The following is a 20,055-nucleotide window of genomic DNA, read 5'->3' on the forward strand; positions in this document are numbered from 1 at the left end:
GCCGGCGTCGTCGCGCCGGCATCGTCTCGCCCGCCGAGCCACGGCGCGCCGTCCAGCCCGCGGGCGTAGCGTCACCGCCATGCACGTCGGCCTCCGGATCGTCCTCGATGCGCCGGTCGACGCCGTGCGCGATGCCCTGCTGTCCCCGTCCGTGATGGTGGCGGTGACGAAACCGTTCCTGGCGTACCGCTCGCGCGACCCCCGGGGCTTCCCGGAGCGCTGGGAGCCCGGGCACCCGCACCCGATCACCGCGGACGCCTTCGGGCTGGTGCCGAGCGGCGACACGCACGTCGACCTCGACCTGTACGAGGTCCGGGGAGTCCACGTGCAGCGCGACAACGGCGGCGGCACGGCCGGGTTGTTCGGGCGGATGACGATGTCGCACCGGATGGCCGTCGTCCCCGCACCGGGAGGCCGCACCCTGCTGCTCGACCGCCTGACCTACCGGATGCGACCGGCCGTCCTCGGGCTCGCCCTGTGGCCCGGCATGTGGGTCATCTGGCAGTGGCGGGCGTTCCGTATGCGCGCCCTCGCGCCCACCTGGCGGACCGACGGCGAGTGACGTGACGCGGGTCGGGCCTCCCGTCCACCGCGGAGCGGGCGTAGCCTCGACCACGTGAGCCAGACGCGCCCCCAGGAGCCGACGACCGACGACCGCGTGCGCAGCACGCTGGCGACGACGGATTGGCGGCGGATGACGTTCGACCTGTACCGCCGCGTCCGCGCCACCCCGGATCCCCAGACGGCGCACGCGCTCTGGCGCGAGACCCGGGACGCGATGTTCGCGGAGCACCCCGCGTCGCCGCTGCTCGACGAGGATGCCCGCGACTTCGAGTCCCTGCCGGTGCCGGACTACGACCCGGCGTGGCGGTTCCAGGTGCACATCGAGGCCACGGAGCCCGCCGAGTTCGACTTCGAGACCGGCACCGACGGCGTCGTCCACTTCGACCGGCTCGGCCTCGTGCGGGTCCCCGGTGTCGGCACGCTCGACGTCTGGAAGCACGGCGGCTACGCGGGCGGGGTGTTCGTCCCGGTCAAGGACGCCAGCGCCGGCAAGGCCCGCGGCACGTACGGTGGCGGACGCTACCTGCTCGACACCATCAAGGGCTCGGACCTGGGCGGCGACGACCTCGGGTCGCTCGTGCTCGACTTCAACTTCGCCTACAACCCGTCGTGCGCGTACGACCCGGCGTGGGCGTGCCCGCTCGCGCCTCCGGGCAACACCGTGCCGGTCCCGATCCCCGTCGGCGAGCAGTACGACTTCTAGGGTGGAACGCATGACAGGACTCGTCGCCCTCGACGTCGGTGGCCGCGTGCCGCCGTTCGAGCAGGTCCGATCGCAGATCGCCGCGCAGATCACCGCCGGGTACCTGGTGGACGGCGAACGACTGCCGAGCGTCCGTGGGCTGGCGGACGAGCTCGGGCTCGCCGCCGGCACCGTCGCGAAGGCCTACCAGCTGCTCGAGGAGGCCGGGCTCGTGCACACCGCACGGGGCGCCGGCACCCGGGTGGTGCGGCCGGCAGCGGTACCGGACGCGGTGGCCGAGGCCGCTCGTGCCCTGGCCGCTGCGGCACGCTCGGCGGGGCTGTCGGCGGACCAGGCGGCGACCGCGTTGCGGGAGGCCTGGCCGGCGTAGCGCCGGCCGGCGTGCGGGCGCGGGTGGCTGGCTGGCGCGGGTGACTGGCTGGCGCTTCCGGGCGTACCTGGTCGTTCCGGGCATTCCCGGTCGGAAGTTCTGACCCGGTACGCCCGATCCGACCAGGCATCGCAGGCGTTCTGGGAAGGACCGTTCCGAGCGCTCAGCAGTGCTCGTACACGTACGCGTCGTCCGTCGGGGTCACCAGGTCGCGGTCGCGCAGGATCGTCATGGCCGGGCGGCTCTCCAGCCCGCAGACCGACGCCCACGAGCCCTCGAGCGTGTCCGAGTACTCGACGTCGATGACCCGTCCGCCGTAGGCCTTCGTGTACGCGGCGCACTCCCGGTACTGCACGCACTCCTCGGCGACGACGAAGTCGAACCCGGTCTGCTTCCTGCCGGACGCCCCGAGCTGCGGGGTGTTCTTCTGCCCCACGGCCAGGCCGTGCCGGTGTCCCTCGGCGACGAGCGACTTCGCGAGCGCCAGGTTGCCGGCACGGGTCAGCCGCTTGCCGCTCCGGGTCCACGAGTCGAGGTTGTCGAACTCCACCGCGTCGAACCCGCGGTCACCGCAGCGGGCGACGGTCTTCGCGAGCACCTTCGTGATCAGGGCACGCTTCGCCGCGGTCCGGGTGTCGAGGAGCATCTCGTCCGGCCACCCCGGGTCCGAGACCGGCTTGCCCGCACGGTCACGGAGGATCGCCGACGGGTACGACTTCTTCCACGTGCTGGCGGCCTCGGGCTGCGTCTGGAACCCGTTGACGTAGCAGATGTTGTACTTGCCCTTCGCCGGGCGGTCGGTGCTGTCGCGCTCGACGATCGTCACGCCGGAGGGCGGGGTGTACCCGCCGCCGAGCTGGTAGTCCACGCGACCCGAGGTCGGCAGGTTGCGGTAGCTCCCGGCCGCGCTGGTCGTGGCGGCCTCGGCGCAGCCGGCGGTGCCGAGGACGGCCACCAGGGCCATCGCGGTGGTCAACAGGACGGATCGCGTGCGCACCCCGGAATCCTCGCACGCCACGGGCGAACGACCCCGCCCTCGCCGTTCCGGGGATGTGCACGCTATGCTGGTCGTACTCGAGGCGCCGATCGCCTCGTGCGTCGTACGGACGCCCCGAACTCCCGACCAGCTGTCTCCAGACTCCGGTCGATGATCGAGCACCTCACGAAGGTGCCCAGGCTTCTCTGCTGCGGCGACTGCGCCAGCCACATCCGTTGGCGCGCATCCCGCCCGCGCGCTGCCTCAGAGCGCGCCCACAGCCGGACTGCTCCGGCTCGAAAGGTCACCATGACCACCGAAGACATCCGTTTCTCCGACCTCGGCGTCCCCGCGCCGATGGTCTCCGTCCTCGCCGACCAGGGCAAGGACATGGCGTTCCCCATCCAGGCGGACACCCTCCCGGACTCCCTGCAGGGCAAGGACGTCCTCGGCCGCGGCCGCACCGGCTCCGGCAAGACCATCGCCTTCGCGATCCCGCTCGTCGCCCGCCTCGCCGCCAGCGGCCGCAAGCGCCGCGCCGGCCGCCCCCGCGCCCTGGTGCTCGCCCCCACCCGTGAGCTCGCGACGCAGATCGACGTCGCCCTCGCCCCGCTCGCCAAGGCCATGGGCCTCAACACCACGACCATCTTCGGTGGCGTCGGTCAGGGTCGTCAGGTCGACGCCCTGCGCGGCGGCGTCGACGTCGTGGTCGCCTGCCCGGGTCGCCTCGCCGACCTCATGCAGCAGGGCCACGTGAACCTGGGCGACATCGAGGTCACCGTCCTCGACGAGGCCGACCACATGGCCGACATGGGCTTCCTGCCCGGCGTGACCAAGATCATGCAGGCGACGCCCGAGAACGGGCAGCGACTGCTGTTCTCCGCCACGCTCGACAACGGCGTGGACAAGCTCGTCAAGAAGTTCCTGCACAACCCGGTGATGCACTCCGTCGACGAGGCGAACAGCCCCGTCGAGGCGATGACCCACCACCTGTTCGAGGTCGCCGACGCAGACGCGAAGAAGCACCTCGTGAGCGCCCTCGCCTCGGGCAACGGTCGCCGCATCCTCTTCATGCGCACGAAGCACCACGCCAAGCGCCTGGCCAAGCAGCTCAGCAGCCAGGGGATCCCGGCCGTCGACCTGCAGGGCAACCTGTCGCAGGGTGCCCGTGAGCGCAACCTCGCGAAGTTCTCCTCCGGCGAGGCGCTCGTGCTCGTCGCCACCGACGTCGCCGCCCGCGGTGTGCACGTCGACAACGTCGAGCTCGTCGTGCACGTCGACCCGCCCACCGAGCACAAGGCGTACCTGCACCGCTCGGGCCGCACGGCGCGCGCCGGTTCGTCCGGTGACGTCGTCACGGTGACGATGCCCGCCGAGCGTCGCGACGTCGCGCAGATGATGCGTGCAGCCGCGATCAAGGTCACCCCGCAGCACGTCACGGCGACCTCCCCGGCCGTCACCGCGCTCGTCGGCGAGGTCGCTCCGATCCGCCACGTGGCCGAGGAGCAGCCCACCCAGCAGCGTCAGCCCAAGCAGCGCTCGGCCGAGTCCGCCGGTGACGGCGGCGGTCGTCGCCGTGGCCGCGGCGGTCGGTCTGGAGGCGCGGCGCAGCCCGCGCGCTCCGGCTCGGCTGGCGAGTCCGCCGGTTCGGCCGGGGGCCGTCAGGGCCGTCCGGCCCGTGGCGCACGGACCGAGGGTGCCGGGCGCTCCGGTGCCGCGGCCGCCGGTTCGACCGGTGGTCGCCGCAGCGGCGGCAACCGTCGCTCGGGCAGCAGCGACGTCGTGCGCGGCGGCTCGTCGGCCGTCTGGTCGTCCGAGGGCGGCTACGCCGCGGGTCGGTCCGGCAACGAGTCGGGCGGCAACCGTCGTGGTGGCTCGCGCCGCGCCTCCCGTCCGGCCGGCGCTGCCGACCGCCACTGACCTGCGCGGCCTGACCCGCTCGGCCTGACCCACGCGGCCTGACCCGCTCGGCCTGAGCGCGTCGGTGCCCGCAAAACACCGGTGTTCACGTTTCGAACCCCCGCATCCCGCGGCGTGTTCCGTGAACACCGGTGTTTTGCGTCCGGGCTCGGACGAACCTTGGCGGGGGCTGGGGGTGGGGTACTCCGCCGGGCGTACGGTCTCACTCACCGGATGCCGCGCAAGCGGCTGACGGGGAACACGTCCGCTTCTGGAAGGAGTGCCTATGGCTGGCATCGATGACATCAAGAACGCCGCTGAGAAGGCGGCAGGCAAGGTCAAGGAAGCCGCCGGCAACGCGACCGGTAACGACCGGCTGAAGGCCGAAGGCCAGACCGACCAGGGCAAGGCCTCGGCGAAGCAGGGCGTCACCGACGTCAAGGACGCCGCGCACGGCGTCGCCGACAGCTTCAAGGACGACAAGCACTAAGCCGGCTCGCGACCGCGCTGCGAAGCCCCCGGATCCGATCGGATCCGGGGGCTTCGTCGTGCGCGGGCTTCGTCGTGCGCCGGGCGTGGACGCGCCGATCGGGCTAGTGCAGGGCGCCGACCGATGCCAGGCCGGCCCGCAGCAGTGCGCCGCGGCCGCCTTCCATCTCGTCGGCGACGGCGTCGGACGCGGCTTCCATCGGGCTCATCCACGTGAGCTCGAGGGCGTCCTGCCGGGGCTCGCACGTTCCCGTGACGGGGACGACGTACGCCAGCGAGATCGCGTGCTGCCGCTCGTCGGTGTACACCGAGGCACCGGGCAGCGGGAAGTACTCGGCCACGGTGAACGGCGTCGGGCTCGAGGGCAGCTGCGGGAACGCCATCGGCCCGAGGTCCTTCTCGAGGTGGCGGAACAGCGCGGTGCGGATCGACTCGCCGAACATCACGCGGCCGGACACCAGGGTGCGGGCGATGAGGCCGCTCGGGGAGACACGCAGGAGCACGCCGACCTCGGTCACGACGCCGAGACCGTCGGTGCGGACGGGGACCGCCTCGACGTAGCAGATCGGCAGACGACGGCGGACGTTCGCGAGCTCCTCGTCGGACAGCCAGCCGGAGTCGGGATCGGGGGTGCGCAGCGAGGACATGCACCGTGTCTACCAGGGACGGCGGCGAGTTCGGCGGAAGGCGCGGGAGTTGGGGATGGTTAGCGTTGTCCACATGATCGATGCGGACCTGGTGCAGTGGACACGGAGTGCCTCGGACCGGCGGGGCACACCCCTGCTCGTGGCGATGCACGGGGTGGGCTCGAACGAGCACGACCTGCTCGGGCTCGCCCCCGCGCTGCCGCCCGCGTGGACCGTCGCGTCGCTCCGCGCGCCGATGCCGTGGGGGCCCGGCTTCAGCTGGTACCCGCTCGGCGCGCCCGGCTCCCCAGCGCCCGAGGCGGTGGACGCCGCGACCGCCGAGGTGCTCGACTGGATCGACTCCGTCGCCGCCGACCACCCGCGGATCGGGCTGCTCGGGTTCTCGCAGGGCGGTTCGATGGCGCTCCAGCTCCTGCGAGCCCGGCCCACGGCGTTCGCGTTCGCGGTGTCGCTGTCGGGGTTCGTCGTGCCGGGCGACACGGACTCGCGCGACGAGGCCGTGTCGGCCGTGCGGCCGCGGGTGTTCCTGGGGCACGGTGACCTCGACCCGGTGATCCCGTCCGAGGCCACCGCCCGGACGCAGGCGTGGGCCGCAGCGCACACCGACGTGACCGACCGTTCCTACGCGGGCTTGCCGCACGCCGTGTCGACGGCGGAGCTGGCGGACGTGGCGGCCTTCGTCGACGCGGTGTAGGCGCACGACGACGGACAGGAGGCCCGGTGCCAGCTGGCACCGGGCCTCCTGTCCGTCATGGGTGACGTCCGTCAGTCGGCGAGGATCTGGAGCAGGTCCTTGCGGAGCTGGTCCACCTTGGCCGTGGCGGCCTTGGCCTGTTCCTCGGTCGCGGTGCTGCGGTACATCTGCAGGACGCCCATGGTCTTCCGGAGCGCCTCGAAGAACTCGCGCTGGGCGTCCGGGATGCCCGGCGCTCCGTCGAGTGCCGCAGCGATCTCGTCGGCCTTGGCCTCGGTCTCGGCCTTGCCGGCGTCGGTGAGCTCGAAGAGCGTCTTGCGGCCGTCGCCCGACGAGACCACGAGGTCTTCGTCGACGAGCTGCTGGAGCGTCGGGTAGACCGAGCCGGGGCTCGGCTTCCAGGCACCGCCGGTGCGCTCGGCGATGGTCTTGATCACGGCGTACCCGTTCTGCGGGCCCTCGGCCAGCAGACCGAGGATCGCGAGACGGACGTCACCGCGGCGACGGCGTTCGCGGCCGAAGCCGGGCCCGCCGAAACCGGGGCCGAAGCCCATGCCCGGGCCGAAACCGGGGCCGAACCCGCGACCACCGAAGCCGCGGCCGCCGTGGTCGTGGTCACCGCGGTCACGGCCGGGGAACCCGGCGCCGTGGTGCTGCCGCGCGCCGCCGAAGCGGGGGCCGCGCGGGCCGAACCCGCGCTGGTCGCGGGGGGACGTGTTGCTGTCGTCGTCATACGAGGGGCGCATGAGGAGTCCTTTCATCGTGCTGAGTCGGCTCGCGACCGGTCTGACCTGATCGTCTTCGTCGTATCGCGATGTGTTTACGATAGATCGCTAACTATCGCTCTGTCAAGGCGTACGTGCGCTCGGCCTGCTGTCGGTGGTGGCGGGCAGGATGGGACGGACCATGACGGACGTCTTCGAGCGCTTCTCCCCCGCCACCACCGAGTGGTTCCGCGGCGCCTTCGACGCACCGACGCCGGCGCAGGCCGGGGCGTGGGACGCCATCTCGACCGGGCAGCACGCACTCGTGATCGCCCCGACCGGCTCCGGCAAGACCCTGGCGTCGTTCCTGTGGTCGATCGACCGGCTCATCAGCGCGACGGACCGTCCGCCGGCGAAGCAGCGCACGCGGGTGCTCTACGTCTCGCCGCTCAAGGCCCTCGGCGTCGACGTCGAGCGCAACCTGCGGAGCCCGCTCGTCGGCATCACCCAGACCGCTCGGCGCCTCGGCACCGAACCTCCGGACGTCACGGTCGGGGTGCGCAGCGGTGACACCCCGTCGTCCGACCGCCAGAAGCTCCTGCGCCAGCCGCCGGACATCCTCATCACCACGCCCGAGTCGCTCTACCTGATGCTCACCTCGCAGGCGCGCGAGACCCTGGTGAACGTCGACACGGTCATCGTGGACGAGGTCCACGCGGTCGCCTCGACCAAGCGCGGTGCGCACCTGGCCGTGTCACTCGAGCGCCTCGACGACCTGCTCGACAAGCCCGTGCAGCGCATCGGGTTGTCCGCGACCGTCCGCCCGCCGGAAGAGGTCGCGCGGTTCCTCGGCGGCCGTGCACCGGTGACGATCATCGCGCCGCCCGCGCAGAAGACCTTCGACCTGCGGGTCGTGGTGCCCGTCGACGACATGACCGAGCTCGGGGCGCCGCCGGTCGGCGCGGACGCGTCCGAGTCGCCGACGAACGGGTCGATCTGGCCGCACGTCGAAGAACGTGTCGTCGACCTGATCGAGGAACACCGATCGACCATCGTGTTCGCGAACTCGCGGCGGCTGGCCGAACGGCTCACGGCGCGGCTCAACGAGATCCACGAGGAACGCGTGCTCGCCGCCGCCGGTGACGGCGTGCTGGTGCCGGCGGGGGCGTCCCCGGACGACGACGGGCTCCCCGCGGCGCGGGGTCGACCACAGTCACCGGCCCGCACCTCGGCGCACGCCGTCGCACCCCAGGGGGCCAAGCGACCGCCGGCGCAGCTGATCGGCGGGTCCGGGCAGACGGGTGGCGGGGGCTCGGACGCCTCCGTCCCGGTGCTCGCCCGCGCACACCACGGCTCGGTGTCGAAGGACCAGCGCGCGATCATCGAGGACGACCTGAAGTCCGGTCGGCTGCGGTGCGTCGTCGCGACGAGTTCCCTCGAGCTCGGCATCGACATGGGCGAGGTCGACCTGGTCGTCCAGGTCGAGGCGCCGCCGTCGGTCGCGAGCGGCCTGCAGCGCGTCGGTCGCGCGGGCCACCAGGTGGGTGAGATCTCCCGCGGCGTGCTGTTCCCGAAGCACCGGGCCGACCTGGTCAACAGCGCGGTCACGGTCGAGCGGATGGTCACGGGTCAGATCGAGTCGATCTCGGTGCCGGCGAACCCGCTCGACGTCCTGGCGCAGCACACCGTGGCCGCCGGGGCGATCGACACCCTCGACGTCGAGCACTGGTTCGAGCTCGTGCGGCGGAGCGCCCCGTTCAGCGGCCTGCCCCGGTCGGCGTTCGAGGCGACGCTCGACCTGGTCACGGGCCGGTACCCGAGCGACGAGTTCGCCGAGCTCCGGCCACGGCTGGTCTGGGACCGCGTACACGGCACCCTGACCGGGCGCCCCGGTGCGCAGCGACTCGCGGTGACGAGCGGCGGGACGATCCCCGACCGCGGCATGTTCGGCGTCTTCATGGTCGGCGAGAAGGCGTCCCGTGTCGGCGAGCTCGACGAGGAGATGGTCTACGAGTCGCGCGTGGGCGACGTCTTCGCCCTCGGCGCGACGAGCTGGCGGATCGAGGAGATCACCCACGACCGCGTCGTCGTGAGCCCGGCGTTCGGGCAGCCCGGACGCGTGCCGTTCTGGAAGGGCGACGGCATCGGCCGGCCCGCCGAGCTCGGCCGGGCGACCGGTGCCTTCGTGCGCGAGGTCGAGGGCGCCTCGGACGACGACGCCCGCGCCCGCGTCGCCGCCGGTGGACTCGACGAGCGCGCGATCACCAACCTGCTGACCTTCCTGCGCGACCAGCGCGCGGCCACCGGTCACGTGCCGAACGACACCACGCTCGTCATCGAGCGCTTCCGCGACGAGCTCGGGGACTGGCGGCTCATCCTGCACTCGCCCTACGGCATGCAGGTGCACGCGCCGTGGGCCCTGGCCGTCGCCGCACGGCTGCGCGAACGGCACGGCATCGACGGTGACGCGATGGCGGCCGACGACGGCATCGTCGTCCGCATCCCGGAGACCGACGCCGAGCCACCGGGTGCCGACCTGTTCGTGTTCGAGCGCGACGACCTCGAGGCCCTGGTCACCGACGAGGTCGGCGGCTCGGCGCTGTTCGCCGCGCGGTTCCGCGAGTGCGCGGCGCGCGCCCTGCTGCTGCCCCGACGGAACCCCGGGCAGCGGTCGCCGCTCTGGCAGCAGCGGCAGCGGGCCTCGCAGCTGCTCGAGGTCGCGCAGAAGTACCCGACGTTCCCGATCGTGCTCGAGACCGTGCGCGAGGTGCTGCAGGACGTCTACGACGTGCCCGCGCTGCTCGGGATCGCCGACGACATCGCCGGACGCCGGATCCGCCTGGTCGAGACGGAGACCGAGCAGCCGTCGCCGTTCGCCCGGTCGATCCTGTTCGGGTACGTCGCGGCCTTCATGTACGAGGGCGACACCCCGCTCGCCGAACGCCGGGCAGCGGCCCTGTCGCTCGACTCGACGTTGCTCGGCGAACTGCTCGGACGCGCGGAGCTGCGCGAGCTGCTCGACCCGGCGGTCATCACCTCGGTGGAGCGCGACCTGCAGCGGCTGTCGCCGGACCGTCGTGCCCGTGACGCCGAAGGACTCGTGGACGTGCTGCGGCTCGTCGGCGCGCTCGACCTCGACGAAGCGGTCGACCGGAGCTGGCTCGCCGACACCGCCGACCGTCCAGCGGCCACCGCCGAGCTGCGGAGCACGCTCCAGGTGTTGGAGCGGGACCGCCGGGTGCTCTCGTTCTCGCACGCCGGCGCGACCCGCTGGGCCGTGATCGAGGACGCCGCTCGCCTGCGCGACGCCCTCGGGGTCCCGCTGCCGATCGGTGTGCCCACGGCGTTCATCGAGCCCGTGGCCGACCCCCTCGGCGACCTGATCGGCCGCTACGCGCGGTCGCACGGGCCGTTCTCCGCGCAGGAGGCCGCCGGTCGTCTCGGGCTGGGCATCGCCGTCGTGCAGGACACCCTGCGCCGACTCGTCGCCGACCGCCGGGTGGTGGAGGGCGAGTTCCGCCCCGATCGCCAGGGTGCCGAGTGGTGCGACGCCGAGGTCCTGCGACGGATCCGCACGAAGTCCCTCGCGGCCCTGCGGCACGAGGTCGAACCGGTCTCGCCGGACACCCTCGCCCGGTTCCTGCCCGCCTGGCAGCACGTGCGGACCCCCGGGACCCGCGGTGGGCTCCGTGGCGTCGACGGCGTCCTGCAGGTGATCGACCAGCTCGCCGGGGTCGCCCTGCCCGCCAGCGCGTGGGAGACCCTGGTGCTGCCGTCGCGCGTCACCGACTACTCGACGAGCATGCTCGACGAACTCACCGCCACCGGCGAGGTCCTGTGGTCCGGCGGGGGCACCCTGCCCGGCAACGACGGCTGGGTGCGCCTGCACCTGGCCGACACCGCGGCGACGACGCTCGCCGAGCCCTCCGGGGACGAGACGACCGAGCTGCAGCGGGACGTGCTCGGCGCCCTGGCCGGCGGTGGCGCGTACTTCTTCCGGCAGCTGGGCCAGGCCGTGGGCAGCAGCGACGACCAGGCGCTCACCACCGCGCTGTGGGACCTGGTGTGGGCCGGGCAGATCACGAACGACACGTTCGCCCCGCTGCGCTCGATGCTCGGCGGCAAGGCGAAGAGCTCGAGTGCTCCGCGGGCTCGGGCCTACCGCGGCCGTCGGCGTCCGACGATGCCGACGCAGTCCGGGCCGCCGTCCGTCGGGGGCCGGTGGTCCTTGCTGCCGCTGGCCGAGTCCGACTCGACGGTGCGGGCCGCGGCGACCGCCGAACAGCTGCTCGAACGCTACGGCGTCGTCACCCGCGGCGCCGTGCAGGTCGAGGGCGTCCGGGGTGGTTTCGCCGGGGTGTACCGGGTGCTCTCGCGCTTCGAGGAGTCCGGCCGGGCTCGTCGCGGGTACTTCGTCGAGGGGCTCGGTGCCGCCCAGTTCGCCACCGGCCCGACCGTCGACCGGCTGCGCACCTACGCCCGCGAACTCGGCGACGACGAGCGCGACGATCCGGACCGGAAGCGCGAGGCGCTCACGCTCGCAGCGACCGACCCGGCGAACCCGTTCGGGGCCTCGTTGCCGTGGCCGACGGGCGACGCAGACCACGGTGTCGCAGCCGACGACGTCGAACCCGCCCCGTCGGGGACTGCGGTCGGCAGCGGCGCCAAGACCACGCGGGGCCACCGGCCCGGGCGCAAGGCGGGTGCACTGGTGACGACCGTCGACGGCAAGCTCACCGTGTACGTGGAGCGCGGCGGCAAGTCGGTGCTGACCTTCACCGACGACGCCGCCGACCTCGCTGCCGCGGCCGCCTCCATCGCCGGCATCGTCCGGACCGGGCTGCGGAAGCTCTCGGTCGAGCGGGTCGACGGGGACTTCGTGCTCGAGACGCCGCTCGGTGGCGCGCTCCGGGCCGCGGGGTTCACGGCGACCCCGCAGGGGCTGCGGCTCCGTGTGTGAGGCGAGCCGCGCCTCCCGGCAGTGCGGCGACCACGTGCCGGACGCGACCCGTGCCGTCCGGACGGGCTGCGCGCACCCGTCGGAGGTGACCCGTGCCTGAAGGCGACACCGTCTACCGGGCTGCCCGCCGCCTGCACACCGCGCTGGCGGGCAAGGTCCTGACGAAGAGCGACTTCCGGGTCCCCGCCTTCGCGACGCTCGACCTGGTCGGCCGCACCGTCGACGAGGTCGTCCCCCGCGGCAAGCACCTGCTGCACCGCATCGGCGACCTGACCGTGCACTCGCACCTGAAGATGGAGGGCCGGTGGGACGTCTACGCGCCCGGTGACCGCTGGCGACGCCCTGCGCACCAGGCCCGGGCGATCCTGGACGCCGAGGGGGTCTCCACCGTCGGTTTCGCCCTCGGGGTGCTCGAGGTCGTGCCACGCGACCAGGAGTCAGAGATCGTCGGACACCTGGGGCCCGATCTGCTCGGCCCGGACTGGGACGCCGACCTGGCGCTCGCCAACCTGACCGAGGACCCCGAGCGCCCGGTCGGGTTGGCACTGCTCGACCAGCGGGTGCTCGCCGGGCTCGGCAACGTGTACCGGAACGAACTCTGCTTCCTGCGCGGTGTGCTGCCCACGCGTCCGGTCGGGCAGGTGCCGGACCCGGCGCGGACGATCACGCTCGCCAGCCGACTGATCCTGGCGAACCGTGACCGCAGTGCCCGCGTCACCACCGGCGTCGACCGCCCGGGGCGACGCTTCTGGGTCTACGGTCGCGCCGGCAAGCCGTGTCTGCGGTGCGGGACCCCGATCCGGCACGGCGAACTCGGCGACTCGGAACTCACCCTGCGCGACACGTACTGGTGTCCGCGCTGTCAGACCTGACGCGCGGGGTGCAGGCGCGACGAGGCGGTCGCACGGACGGCGTCGGTGACCCGTTCGAGGAGCGGTGACGCCAGGTTCCAGCGCTGCCACCACAGCGCCACGTCGGCGTGCCGACCCGGGGCCAGCTCGACCAGGACACCGCGGTCGATCGCCTCGAGGCAGTGCGCCTCGGGCAGCAGCCCCCACCCGAACCCGAGCGTGACCGCACGGGCGAAGTCGGCAGAGGTCGGGACGAAGTGGCGCGGGCCTCCGGGAGCGTGGCCGAGGACCTGCCGCAGGTACCCCTGCTGCAGGTCGTCGTCGCGGTCGTAGTCGACGAGCGGGACCTCGTCGAGCCGCCGGAGCATCCGCCGCTCGGTGCCGGTGTCGCCGAGGTAGCGGGCGACGAACGCCGGGGACGCCACCGCCCGGTACCGGTCGATGCCGAGCGGCACCGACGAGCAGCCCTGCACCGGATCCGCCTCGGCCGTCACGGCACCCATCACCGTGCCGGCGCGGAGCAGTTCGGCGGTGCGGTCCTGGTCCTCGCGGTGCAGGTCGAAGACCACCTCGGTGTCGGCCCGGACGAGGGCGAGGGCGTCGAGGAACCAGGTGCCGAGCGAGTCGGCGTTCACGGCCAGCGGGATGGACGGCACCACCGACGATCCACCGCCGAGCGCTCGGGAGGTCTCCTCGTCGAGCAGCCGGACCTGCCGTGCGTGCCGGAGCACCACTGCACCGTCCGCGGTCGGGCGCACCGGGGTGGTGCGCTGGAGCAGGACCCGACCGACCTGCTGCTCCATGGACTTGATCCGCTGCGAGACCGCCGACGGGGTGATCGCCAGCGCGCGGGCCGCCGCGTCGAGCGTGCCGTGGTCGACGGCGGCGAGCAGCGTCTCGAGGTGCTCGCGCTGGAACCGGGTCATGCAGTTGAGCTTACGGCGCTGCAGGAACGTGAGCTGTACTACACCGGTGTCGGACCCTAGCGTCGGACCGTGACCACGCTCCTGCCCCTGCTCTCCGGCCTCGGCACCGGCCTCGCACTGATCGTCGCGATCGGTGTGCAGAACACCTACCTGTTGCGCCTCGCCGTGAGCGCCGGGCTCCGGGTGGTGGCCGCTGCCGTCGTGGTGTGCGCCGCTTCGGATGCGCTGCTCATCGTCGCCGGGGTGCTCGGGGTCGGCGCCGTGGTCGAACGGTTCCCCGTGGCGCTCCTGGTGGTCCGGTTCGTCGGTGCCGCGTTCCTGCTCACCTACGGGGTGCTCGCGGCGCGGCGTGCGCTGCGGCCCTCGGGGGACGCGATGCGCGTGGCCGACGAGGCGGCCGACGATGGCGTGGTGGGCGCCAGCGCGGGCGCGGGTGCGGGGGTCGACGCGACCACCGGCACGACGGTGGCGGCGGGGCGGACGCGCACCGCGCCTCCCGGCCAGGTGGTGACCATGCGGACGGCGGTGCTCACCATGCTCGTCTTCACGTGGGCGAACCCGCACGTCTACCTGGACACGCTGGTGTTCCTCGGGTCGGTGGCGAACCAGCAGGGTGCGGACGACCGGTGGCTCTGGACGATCGGTGCCGTCACGGCGAGCTGCCTGTGGTTCGGTGCGCTCGGGTTCGGCGGACGCCTGCTGCGGCCGCTGTTCGAGAGGCCGCTGACCTGGCGGGTGTTCGACGGGCTGGTCGCCGTCGTGATGCTCGCGTTCGGCGTGCTGCTGCTCGTCGGCGCGTAGCGGAGCGCCGCGCGCGGCGCGGCGCGGCGGCGGCGGCGGGCAGCAAAACACCGGTGTCCACACGTCGAACCGCGTTGTGCGGGTGTGCAACGTGCGAACACCGGTGTCTTGCGGAACCGCCCTACTGCATGCGCTGGCCGACGCGGCTGTGGCGACGGCTGTAGCCGAAGTAGATGACGAAGCCGATGACCAGCCAGACGACGAACCGGAGCCAGGTCTCGACCTCGAGGTTCAGCATCAGCCAGAAGCACAGCGCCGCCGAGATGATCGGCAGCACCGGCGACCACGGCACGCGGAAGGCCCGCGGGGCGTCGGGCCGCGACCGGCGCAGCACGACGATGCCGATCGACACCAGGACGAACGCCGACAGCGTGCCGATGTTGATCATGCCCTCGAGCTTGTCGACCGCGGTGAACCCGGCCAGCAGCGCCACGACGACACCGGCGACGACCTGCACGCGGACCGGGGTCTGCGTCTTCGGGTTGGTCTTCGAGAACCAGCGGGGCAGCAGGCCGTCGCGGCTCATCGAGAAGACGATGCGGGACAGGCCGAGCAGCAGCACCATGACGACGGTGGTCAGACCGATCAGCGAGCCGATGGCGATGATGCCGGCGGCCCACGGCAGTCCGACGATGTTGAACGCCGAGGCCAGCGACGGCGTCTTCTCCTCCGCCAGGCGCTGGTACGACACCATGCCGGTGATGACGATGCTGACGCCGACGTAGAGCAGGGTCACGATGCCGAGGCCGATGAAGATGCCGCGCGGCAGCGTCTTCTGGGGGTTCTCGGTCTCCTCCGCGCTCGTGGCGACGACGTCGAAGCCGATGAAGGCGAAGAACACCAGGGACGCCGCGGCGAGCAGGCCGAAGACGCCGTACTGGGCGGGCTCGGCACCGGTGAACCAGGACACGAGCGACTGGGTCCAGACGCTGCCCTCGGCACCCTTGGCGGGCTCGGCCGGCGGGATGAACGGGGTGAAGTTCGCGGCCTTGACGAAGAACGCACCGGCGACGATGACGAACACGACGATGGCGACCTTGATGACGGTGATGACCGCCGACACCCGCGAGGACAGGCGGGTGCCGAAGGCGAGGAGCACCGTGAAGATCCCGACGATGAGCACCGGACCCCAGGTGAACGGGATCGGACCGAGCTGGATCGTGCTCGGCAGGCCGACACCGAACACCTTGAACGCTTCGCTGAGGTAGATACCCCAGTACTTCGCGATCACGGCACTGGCCGTGAGGGTCTCGAGGATGAGGTCCCAGCCCACGATCCAGGCGAGGAGCTCACCCATCGTGGCGTAGGTGAACGTGTACGCGGAGCCGGCGACGGGGATCGTCGACGCGAACTCGGCGTAGCACATGATCGCCAGGCCGCAGGTGACGGCGGCGAGCAGGAAGGAGATGATGACGCCGGGCCCGGCGAAGTTCGCGGCGGCGTTCGCGCCGACCGAGAAGATGCCGGCGCCGACGGCGACCGCGATCCCCATCGCGGCGATGTCGAACGTCTTCAGGGAGCGTTTCAGGGACCTGCCCTGCTCCTCGGAGTCGGCCAGGGAGGCCTCGATCGACTTGATGCGGAGCTTCGTTGCCATGGGGTGGATCCCGTCATCGGCTGGCGGCGGACCTCGGAAGGGTACTGGTGTACCACTGTGTCACGCAAAGCGTCCGCCCGGACGGTGGCCGGGTCCGGCGACGGCCAGGAGGCCCGGCACCGGTCCGGCACGCACCGCTCGGTCGGCCGACGGTGGGTCCAGGGCCGCGGTCGCGGGGTGCGGTCGCGGAGTGCGGTCGCGGGGTGCGGTTGTGCTCGCGTCAGCGGCCGGCGCGCCAGTCCGCCAGGAACCGGGCGCCGGCCTCGTCGTGGATCACGCCGTCGGGGGCGGTGAGCACCGGGTACGGCGTGGCCGGCACCCCGTCGGCGGGACGGACGTCGACATGGGCGACCTCGTGGCCGTGGGCGTGCAGCCAGTCCGCCATGGCGTAGTCGCTGCGGGAGTCCCCCACGGTGCGCCAGGTGACCGGGAGCTCGCCGTCCTGCCCGAGGAGCCCGAGTGAGCGCTCGGCCCCGAGGTCCTTGCCGCTGCGGTCGGACTCGACGTCGGTCGAGATGATCGTGGGGTCGATGCGCCACTGCACGGCACCGTCGGCGTCGGGTCGGACGTCGTCGAGTCGGCGGACACCGAGCCCGCGACGCTCGAGCGCGGCCATGGCCTTCGCGTCGAACTCCGGCTGGCGGGCCAGGTAGGTGGCGTTCGGCACCTCGACGCGCTGCTCGATCGACACCATGGCGCGCTTCGTCTCGTCGAAGAACACCAGGTCGGCGTACTCGTCGCGGACCAGCTCGCGCATCTCGTCGGCGTAGTCCCGCGGCAGCGCGAGGTCCTCGGCGACCGTCAGTTCGCCCATGCCGCCGTCGTACTGCGGACCGATCGAGCACCACACCGCGCCCTTCTCGCAGACGGCGTGGACCCTGCCACCTTCGGCGAGGCCACCGGCGAGCAGCGGGCCGACGACCTCGGAGCGGATGAACGCGTCGCTGCGCCCGGTGTTGAAGACGATCGGGATGCCCTCGGCGGCGAGCGCGACGAGGTCCGCGACGATGCTCGGGATCGCGATGGTGCGGGAGACCGGGCTGGCGATGGGCCCGTCGACGTCGAGCAGGAGACCGAGGCGGGGTGCGTTCACCCGCCCATCCTCTCGCAGTCAGCTGCTGGGCGAGACGATCCGGCTCCGGACGCGGTCGATCAGGGCTCCGAGGGCTGCCGGGGCGGGGACGTGTCCCTGCCCGGGCACCTCGGTGTACTCCGAACCGGGCACCGCGTCGACGAGGGCGCGGGCAGCACGACGCATCCACTCGAGTCCGTCGCCACCGGCGCCGACGAGCACCGGCACCCCCACTGCGGCAGCGACGCGCTCGGGCACGGCGAGGCCGTTCAGCACACGGACCTCGCGGCTGAGCACGTGGGCGTCGACGACCAGGGAGCGCCAGAGCGACCCCTTGAGCCGCAGTGCCGTGACCTGGCCCATCGGGACCCCGAGCACCTGGGTCAGGAACCCGCGGACGGCCTGGGCCCGGCGGCCGGCACCGACGTGTTCGTCGAGCAGGTCGGCGAACACGACGTCGTCGGCGTGGGGGTCGACCGAGGCGCGGTACGGCGGTTCCCACAGGACTGCACCGTCGACGGGCAGTCCCGTGGCGAGCCCGTGCAGGACGACACCGGCGCCGACGCAGATGCCGACGGCGGTGGTCGGTGCGCCGATGCTCTCGACGACGGCGCGCAGGTCGTCGACCTCGCGCTCGATCGCCCACGTCGCGGAGTCACCGCTGGCACCACGGCCACGGCGGTCGTAGGTCACCACGCGGTGGGTCGAGCCGAGCTCGGCGACCACGCGGTCGAGGTACGGGGTCCCCCGGTGGTCGAAGGCACCGCCCACGACGACGACCGCCGGCCCGTCCCCCGCCTCGGAGACGGCGATGGTGGTGCCGTCGGAGGAGACGACCGTTCGGTCGACTGGAGGGAGCATGGGGTCCTTTGCGAGCTGTCGACGGCGATGCGTCGGGCCTCGGAGGGGACCGTGCGGATTACCGGTCCTCCGAGTGTCGCAGGCGTGGGAGCCCGTGTCTCCCCCCGCTTCCAGGGGCAGAACCCCACCGCTCGACACCGTGGCGGTCGCCGTGCCATGCTGTTTGAGTACACCTGTACTCACACGATCACCGCCACTGCAACGGGGAACCATGACACTCATCGCCATCGTCGCCTGCGAGATCGCCTTCTGGGTCGCGATCCTCGGCGGCCTGACCACCCGGTACCTGCTGCGACGGCCGCGGACGGGTGCGGCGATGCTCGTCGCGGCACCCGTGATCGACGTCGTGCTGCTCGCGGTCGTCACGGTCGACCTGCTCGGCGGTGGGACCGCGTCGTGGCACCACGGACTCGCGGCGATCTACATCGGCTTCTCGGTCGCGTACGGGCACCGGATGATCGCGTGGGCGGACGTCCGGTTCACGCACCGGTTCGCCGGCGGTCCGGCACCGGAACGCCTGAGTGGACAGCGGTACACGGCCCGGTGCTGGGGCGACGTGCTGCGGACCGGGCTCGCCGTGCTGATCGCCGGCGGGATCATCGGCGGACTCGTCCTCGTCGTCGGGGACCCGGAGCGCACGGACGAACTGCAGGGCACGGTCGCACTGCTCGGGGTGGTCCTGGGCGTCGAACTGCTGTGGGCGATCAGTTACACGATCTGGCCACGCCGAGTCACCACCGCAGCCGCGGACCCGGCCGGCGCGTCGAGCCAGCCGTAGGCTGACCCGGTGCCCCGCCGTGTCGACCTCGAGGAACGGGGATCCCTGGTGGCCGCGGCCTGCCTGCGGATCCTGGAGCGGGACGGCCTCAGCGCACTGTCCGTGCGGAACGTCGCGGACGAGGCCGGCATCGCCCCGGCGTCACTCCGCCGCGTGTTCCCGACGCAGGACGCCCTGCGCGAGCACTGCCTGACGATCATCGAGGAACGGGTCACCGCTCGGCTCGCCGCCCTGCGTTCGACGGGTCGTGCGCTCGCACTGGACGTCCTCGCCCAGGTGCTGCCGCTCGACGCCGAGCGCACGACCGAGATCCTGGCGCAGGTGCAGCTCGGCGTGCTCGCGCGCACCGACGAACACCTGGCCGCGAGCGCCCGACGCCTGAACGACGGGGTCAGCCGGGTGTGCACCCGGGCGCTGGAGATCCTGCGCGAGGACGACAGCTTCGATGCCGATCGCGACCTGACCGACGAGGGGGACCGGCTGCACGCGCTGATCGACGGGCTGGCGATCGAGCACACGTGGGACCCGACGGCACGTGCGCCGGAGCGGGTCCTGGCGCTCGTCGAGCTGCACGTGGACAGCCTGCGCGGCGCGATCGGCTGACGGCTGACGGCTGACGACTGACGGCTGACGGCTGCCGGCTCAGCGGTCCCGGTAGACCTCGCGCCGGTGCCCAGCGTCGACGACCACCACGACGAGCTTGCCGTCGTCGATCCGGTAGATCAGTCGGTAGTCCCCCGAGCGGACTCGCCACCCGGGCCGGTTCACGAGCTTGCGTGCGGCGGGTGGTCGGGGGTGCTCGGCGAGGATCGCGAGGAGCCCCTCGATCCGCCGCCGTCCGTCGAGCGGGAGCTTGCGGATGACGCATTGCGCGGCCGGGATGACCTCGACCGAGTACGTCACCCGAGGCCGAGTTCGCGCTTGAGGTCGTCCCACTTGACGTTCTCGCCACCGATGCGGGCACTCTCGGCGACGGCTTCGTCGTAGGCGACCAGGTCGTCCAGGTCCTCCGCCGCCTCGAGCAACCGGTCGAGGACGGCCGCGTCGACCACGGCGGCGACGCGCTTGTTGCGCCGGGTCAGGTAGACGGGTTCGTGTCGGGCGTCGTCGATGATCGACGCCAGACGGCCACGGGCTTCGGAGATCGACACTTCGCTCACCTG

The 20,055-nt window shown here is 72.5% G+C and carries 20 protein-coding genes; 11 read left to right on the top strand and 9 right to left on the bottom strand.

Going from position 1 to position 20,055, the window contains the following annotated elements; genetic code table 11:
- The first annotated feature begins 79 nt into the window (after positions 1 to 79).
- From BIU89_RS07510 to BIU89_RS07520, 3 genes are all read left to right on the top strand, one after another.
- The gene (locus BIU89_RS07510; protein WP_071245536.1) at positions 80 to 562 is read left to right on the top strand and encodes a hypothetical protein; all 483 of its coding nucleotides are present in this window, start codon (positions 80 to 82) and stop codon (positions 560 to 562) included.
- A 132-nt stretch (positions 563 to 694) separates the two neighbouring features.
- Complete coding sequence (locus BIU89_RS07515) at positions 695 to 1,267, top strand: DUF1684 domain-containing protein (protein ID WP_071245686.1); 573 nt, start codon at positions 695 to 697, stop codon at positions 1,265 to 1,267.
- Between the two features lie 10 nt (positions 1,268 to 1,277).
- Entirely contained in the window at positions 1,278 to 1,637 is a 360-nt protein-coding gene (locus BIU89_RS07520) for a GntR family transcriptional regulator (RefSeq protein ID WP_035809483.1), read from the top strand.
- 163 nt (positions 1,638 to 1,800) lie between these two features.
- On the opposite strand, the gene BIU89_RS07525 is transcribed toward BIU89_RS07520, so the two are convergent.
- Positions 1,801 to 2,634 (bottom strand): endo alpha-1,4 polygalactosaminidase, encoded by an 834-nt coding sequence (locus tag BIU89_RS07525; protein ID WP_071245538.1) that lies wholly within the window; start codon positions 2,632 to 2,634, stop codon positions 1,801 to 1,803.
- 288 nt (positions 2,635 to 2,922) lie between these two features.
- Here BIU89_RS07525 and BIU89_RS07530 point away from each other — a divergent pair, with 288 nt between their 5' ends.
- Positions 2,923 to 4,533, top strand: a complete 1,611-nt coding sequence (locus BIU89_RS07530; protein ID WP_027466761.1) for a DEAD/DEAH box helicase — start codon at positions 2,923 to 2,925, stop codon at positions 4,531 to 4,533.
- Positions 4,534 to 4,798: 265 nt separating this feature from the next.
- A complete protein-coding gene (locus tag BIU89_RS07535) occupies positions 4,799 to 5,002 on the top strand; it encodes a CsbD family protein (protein WP_027466762.1) in 204 nt (67 codons plus the stop codon).
- A gap of 103 nt (positions 5,003 to 5,105) precedes the next feature.
- On the opposite strand, the gene BIU89_RS07540 is transcribed toward BIU89_RS07535, so the two are convergent.
- Complete coding sequence (locus BIU89_RS07540; protein ID WP_027466763.1) at positions 5,106 to 5,648, bottom strand: NUDIX hydrolase family protein; 543 nt, start codon at positions 5,646 to 5,648, stop codon at positions 5,106 to 5,108.
- Positions 5,649 to 5,721: 73 nt separating this feature from the next.
- Between BIU89_RS07540 and BIU89_RS07545 the strand changes: the two genes are divergently transcribed.
- Positions 5,722 to 6,342: an alpha/beta hydrolase gene (locus tag BIU89_RS07545; protein WP_083404236.1), complete on the top strand. Its 621-nt coding sequence runs from the start codon at positions 5,722 to 5,724 to the stop codon at positions 6,340 to 6,342.
- A 71-nt stretch (positions 6,343 to 6,413) separates the two neighbouring features.
- Here the strand turns inward: BIU89_RS07545 and BIU89_RS07550 are convergent, their stop codons facing one another.
- On the bottom strand, positions 6,414 to 7,088 hold the full coding sequence (locus tag BIU89_RS07550; RefSeq protein WP_027466765.1) for a PadR family transcriptional regulator: 675 nt from the start codon (positions 7,086 to 7,088) through the stop codon (positions 6,414 to 6,416).
- A 160-nt stretch (positions 7,089 to 7,248) separates the two neighbouring features.
- Here BIU89_RS07550 and BIU89_RS07555 point away from each other — a divergent pair, with 160 nt between their 5' ends.
- Both BIU89_RS07555 and BIU89_RS07560 read left to right on the top strand, forming a co-directional pair.
- A complete protein-coding gene (locus BIU89_RS07555; RefSeq protein ID WP_071245542.1) occupies positions 7,249 to 12,006 on the top strand; it encodes an Lhr family ATP-dependent helicase in 4,758 nt (1,585 codons plus the stop codon).
- A 92-nt stretch (positions 12,007 to 12,098) separates the two neighbouring features.
- On the top strand, positions 12,099 to 12,878 hold the full coding sequence (locus BIU89_RS07560; protein WP_071245544.1) for an Fpg/Nei family DNA glycosylase: 780 nt from the start codon (positions 12,099 to 12,101) through the stop codon (positions 12,876 to 12,878).
- Here BIU89_RS07560 and BIU89_RS07565 read toward each other — a convergent pair.
- On the bottom strand, positions 12,869 to 13,783 hold the full coding sequence (locus BIU89_RS07565; protein ID WP_071245546.1) for a LysR family transcriptional regulator ArgP: 915 nt from the start codon (positions 13,781 to 13,783) through the stop codon (positions 12,869 to 12,871). The two genes, BIU89_RS07560 and BIU89_RS07565, sit on opposite strands and share 10 nt — an antisense overlap.
- Before the next feature lie 69 nt (positions 13,784 to 13,852).
- Here BIU89_RS07565 and BIU89_RS07570 point away from each other — a divergent pair, with 69 nt between their 5' ends.
- Entirely contained in the window at positions 13,853 to 14,584 is a 732-nt protein-coding gene (locus tag BIU89_RS07570; RefSeq protein ID WP_071245548.1) for a LysE/ArgO family amino acid transporter, read from the top strand.
- Positions 14,585 to 14,705: 121 nt separating this feature from the next.
- Here BIU89_RS07570 and BIU89_RS07575 read toward each other — a convergent pair whose 3' ends face one another.
- The 3 genes from BIU89_RS07575 to BIU89_RS07585 form a co-directional block, all read right to left on the bottom strand.
- Positions 14,706 to 16,181 (bottom strand): APC family permease, encoded by a 1,476-nt coding sequence (locus BIU89_RS07575; RefSeq protein WP_071245550.1) that lies wholly within the window; start codon positions 16,179 to 16,181, stop codon positions 14,706 to 14,708.
- 220 nt (positions 16,182 to 16,401) lie between these two features.
- Positions 16,402 to 17,274: a hypothetical protein gene (locus tag BIU89_RS07580; protein ID WP_083404237.1), complete on the bottom strand. Its 873-nt coding sequence runs from the start codon at positions 17,272 to 17,274 to the stop codon at positions 16,402 to 16,404.
- An 18-nt stretch (positions 17,275 to 17,292) separates the two neighbouring features.
- Entirely contained in the window at positions 17,293 to 18,114 is an 822-nt protein-coding gene (locus BIU89_RS07585; RefSeq protein ID WP_051597007.1) for an alpha/beta fold hydrolase, read from the bottom strand.
- Between the two features lie 211 nt (positions 18,115 to 18,325).
- On the opposite strand from BIU89_RS07585, the gene BIU89_RS07590 reads away from it, so the two are divergent.
- Both BIU89_RS07590 and BIU89_RS07595 read left to right on the top strand, forming a co-directional pair.
- Positions 18,326 to 18,892 carry a hypothetical protein gene (locus BIU89_RS07590; protein WP_071245554.1) on the top strand — a complete coding sequence of 189 codons (567 nt, stop codon included), beginning with the start codon at positions 18,326 to 18,328 and terminating at the stop codon, positions 18,890 to 18,892.
- A gap of 9 nt (positions 18,893 to 18,901) precedes the next feature.
- Positions 18,902 to 19,495, top strand: a complete 594-nt coding sequence (locus BIU89_RS07595) for a TetR/AcrR family transcriptional regulator (protein WP_071245556.1) — start codon at positions 18,902 to 18,904, stop codon at positions 19,493 to 19,495.
- 39 nt (positions 19,496 to 19,534) lie between these two features.
- Here the strand turns inward: BIU89_RS07595 and BIU89_RS07600 are convergent, their stop codons facing one another.
- Both BIU89_RS07600 and BIU89_RS07605 read right to left on the bottom strand, forming a co-directional pair.
- Entirely contained in the window at positions 19,535 to 19,795 is a 261-nt protein-coding gene (locus tag BIU89_RS07600) for a type II toxin-antitoxin system RelE family toxin (RefSeq protein ID WP_071245558.1), read from the bottom strand.
- Positions 19,792 to 20,052: a type II toxin-antitoxin system Phd/YefM family antitoxin gene (locus BIU89_RS07605; RefSeq protein WP_027466775.1), complete on the bottom strand. Its 261-nt coding sequence runs from the start codon at positions 20,050 to 20,052 to the stop codon at positions 19,792 to 19,794. Before BIU89_RS07605 ends, BIU89_RS07600 begins: the two co-directional genes overlap by 4 nt.
- Positions 20,053 to 20,055: the final 3 nt, after the last annotated feature.

This window comes from Curtobacterium sp. MCBA15_005, assembly GCF_001864855.1.
GTDB classification, from domain to species: Bacteria; Actinomycetota; Actinomycetes; order Actinomycetales; family Microbacteriaceae; genus Curtobacterium; species Curtobacterium flaccumfaciens.